Origin of the sequence: Undibacterium sp. RTI2.2, from assembly GCF_035018705.1 — a bacterium.
In the GTDB taxonomy this organism is placed as follows: Bacteria; Pseudomonadota; Gammaproteobacteria; order Burkholderiales; family Burkholderiaceae_D; genus Undibacterium.
The window spans coordinates 1-1,239 of sequence record NZ_JASJXN010000112.1 but is presented as its reverse complement, the minus strand read 5'-3'; the positions used below and the strand labels follow the sequence as shown (position 1 = coordinate 1,239).

Here is a 1,239-nt window from a genome sequence, read left to right as displayed (position 1 = left end):
GAGATCTTTGCACGATAAAAAGCCAAGCAGAGTGTTTACCTCAAATGAGACAATAGCAACAGGATAAATTTAAAGAGTGGCAATCATGGCGTGGAAAAATATCAAACAACGCAGTCTGGGTGATGCCTTAATCGTGGAGCATAAAGCGGTCACCGAACTCGATGATGTGCATGCCCTGATCAACTGGTTGCCGCTGGAAGCGCAATTGAATGGCATCCACAGCAAAGCCAGAGGCGAGAAAGCCTGGCCGCCATTGATGATGTTCAAAGCGCTGCTATTGCAGTCGTGGTACACGCTCTCTGATCCGCAACTAGAAAAGCAACTGGCGCGGGATTTATTGTTTCGTCGATTTGTCGGCTTGGATATTAGCGAGAATGTACCGGACCACAGCACGCTGTGGCGCTTTCGCCAAAAACTGATTGGAGGTCTATGGGAAGCGCTGCTCAAAGAGATCAACGATCAACTCACCAGCCGGCAGCTCTATATCAAGGCAGGAGAAATCAGCATTGTCGACGCCAGCGTCATCCAGGCCAAACAGAACCGGCCGAACAAAGGTGTGAATGGCAGGAACACGCAAGATAGCGAAGCGGCCTATAACGTCAAGGCCAGCTCAGAGGGCAAACAAAAAACCACCTACGGCTATAAAGCGCATATCGCGGTGGAAGAAGATGGCTTTATCAAAGCCAGTGCATTCACCGCCGGTAACGTCCATGATTCTCAATGTTTAGCACCCTTACTCTTAGGGACAGAATCGGCGGTGTATGCAGACAGTGCCTACAAGAGCGCCAAGCATGATGCCTTACTGGCAGAAACCAGAACGAAGAACTGCATTTTAGAAAGAGCCTACCGCAACACGCCATTGACCGATCAACAAAAGAAACGCAACCGGCAACACTCGGGGATACGCAGCATTGTTGAGCGTGTGTTTGGCGTACTCAAACTGCACTACGGAATGGGGCAAGCCAGATACCTCGGTTTGGCACGTAATTACACGCGATTTGGGCTAATGTGCATCGCCTACAATCTCAAACGCGGGGTGGCGATTCAACGCGATTTACAGAGCGGTCAGGAGAGTTGCGCCTAAAAAACGGCAATGAGGGCAAATCGCCCTCACTTTGATGGGAAAACAGTAAAAAAATGATTGCTGAAGACAAAATCACTAAAAAAGCATCATTTTATTTTTTAAAAATTCAACCTTTGCTGAAACGGCTCTGATTAAGGCTGTCATGCAAAGGTCTC

At 48.5% G+C, this 1,239-nt stretch carries 1 protein-coding gene; it reads left to right on the top strand.

The genetic code is table 11. From position 1 onward, the window contains the following. The first annotated feature begins 85 nt into the window (after positions 1 to 85). Entirely contained in the window at positions 86 to 1,084 is a 999-nt protein-coding gene (locus QN395_RS21305) for an IS5 family transposase (RefSeq protein WP_323493039.1), read from the top strand. Positions 1,085 to 1,239 lie beyond the last annotated feature (155 nt).